The sequence below is a fragment of the Streptomyces sp. BR123 genome, assembly GCF_013401435.1.
Taxonomy (GTDB): Bacteria; Actinomycetota; Actinomycetes; order Streptomycetales; family Streptomycetaceae; genus Streptomyces.
Genome location: NZ_JACBGN010000548.1, coordinates 1 through 1,972, shown reverse-complemented (window position 1 = coordinate 1,972; position 1,972 = coordinate 1). Strand labels below are relative to the sequence as shown.

Here is a 1,972-nt window from a genome sequence, read left to right as displayed (position 1 = left end):
GGGCGCCGGCGGGGCGGGGGCCGAAGCCCGCGGTGTAGGCGTCGTTGACGTAGGCGACGCGGTGGTCGGGACCGTGGACGAGGGCGACGAGGGCCGGGAGCCGGCCGAGCACCTCGCGTACGGAGAGCTCGTCGAGGGAGGGCGCGGCGGGGACGGGGCCGACGCCCTGGCCGGTACCGGCACTTTGGCCGGTGGCTTTGCCCTCCGGGCCCGTGCCGGAGGCGGCGGGGTCGTCGGCCGGGCCGCCGTCGGGGGCGGCCGCGGAGCGGCCGGCTGCGCCGCGGGCAGCCGGGACCGCGCCCTCGCCGCGCTTGGCCTGCGCGGCGGCATGTTCGGACCGGGCGGCGGCGCGGCGCTGCGTTCCGGGAAACCGGGCGCTCCAGCGCGTGAAGTTCACTGCGTTCAAGCCTCGTGGTGTCGCAAGTGGTCGCGGTCGCTGTCGTCGCTGTATCGCTGGGTGGGTCGTCGGCGTGGTGCTGGACGGTGTCACTCTGCGCAGGTGCGAGCACACCTATGGTCACACGTCCAGTGTGGCCGACGGCACTGACAGCGTCAGCCCTGGCTTTCCTGCGGGGGTTCGGGGGCGGGCTTCGAAGGTGGTGGCGCGTGGTGCCGGTGGCCGCCGCCGGCGGCGAGTTCGAATTCTGCCCTGGGGTGTTCGAGGGAGCCGAGGGAGACGATCTCGCGTTTGAAGAGGCCGGCGAGGGTCCATTCCGCGAGGACGCGCATCTTGCGGTTGAACGTGGGGACCCGGCTGAGGTGGTATGCGCGGTGCATGAACCAGGCCGGATAGCCCTTGAGCTTGCGGCCGTAGACGTGGGCGACGCCCTGGTGGAGGCCGAGGGCGGCGACGGAGCCGACGTACTTGTGCGCGTACTCGGTGAGGACCTCGCCGCGGAGGGAGGCGACGAGGTTGTCGGCGAGGACCTTGGCCTGGCGGACGGCGTGCTGCGCGTTGGGGGCGCACTCGCGGCCCGGTTCGGCGGCGGTGATGTCGGGGACGGCGGCGGCGTCGCCGGCGGCCCAGGCGTGTTCGACGCCCTCGACGGTGAGGAAGGTGGTGCAGACGAGGCGGCCGCGTTCGTTGCGGGGGAGGTCGGAGGCGGCGAGGACCGGGTGCGGTTTGACGCCGGCGGTCCAGACGACGGTGCGGGTGGGGAACCGGGCGCCGTCGCTGAGGACGGCGACACGGTTCTCGCAGGATTCGAGACGGGTCTCCAGGCGGACGTCGATGCCGCGGCCTCGCAGTTCGCGCACGGTGTAGACGCCCATCTCGGGGCCGACCTCGGGCAGGATGCGGTCGCTGGCCTCGACCAGGACCCACTTCATGTCCTCGGCCTTGATGTTGTGGTAGTAGCGGGCGGCGTAGCGGGCCATGTCCTGGAGCTCGCCGAGGGCCTCGACACCTGCGAACCCGCCGCCGACGAAGACGAAGGTGAGGGCGGCGTCGCGGATGGCGGGGTCACGGGTGGAGGACGCGATGTCCATCTGCTCGATGACGTGGTTGCGCAGCCCGATGGCCTCCTCGACGGTCTTGAAGCCGATGCCGTAGTCGGCGAGGCCGGGGACCGGAAGGGTGCGGGCGACGGAGCCGGGGGCGACGACGAGCTCGTCGTACGCGATCTCCTGGGGGCCGGTGCCCTCGTCGGCGGTGGCGAGGGTGGTGACGGTGGCGGTGCGCTTGGCGTGGTCGATGCGCCGGGCCTCGCCGATGACGATGCGGCAGCCGCCGAGGACGCGGCGCAGCGGGACCACGACGTGGCGGGGGGAGATGGAGCCGGCGGCGGCCTCGGGGAGGAACGGCTGGTACGTCATGTAGGGGTCGGGGGTGACCACCGTGACCTCGGCTTCGCCGGCTCTGAGCCGCTTCTGGAGCCGGAGCGCCGTGTACATGCCGACGTAGCCGCCGCCGAGAACGAGGATGCGCCGGGGGCCTGTCTCTTATACACACCTGACGCTGCCGACGACGCTC

1 protein-coding gene and 1 pseudogene are annotated in these 1,972 nt (G+C 72.8%); both read right to left on the bottom strand.

From position 1 onward, the window contains the following. Nucleotides 1–397 (bottom strand): annotated as a pseudogene (locus HYE82_RS36140) (PAS sensor protein); the annotation flags it as partial. A gap of 155 nt (nt 398–552) precedes the next feature. Next, nucleotides 553–1,893, bottom strand: a complete 1,341-nt coding sequence (locus HYE82_RS36135; protein WP_256988197.1) for an NAD(P)/FAD-dependent oxidoreductase — start codon at nt 1,891–1,893, stop codon at nt 553–555. Nucleotides 1,894–1,972: the final 79 nt, after the last annotated feature.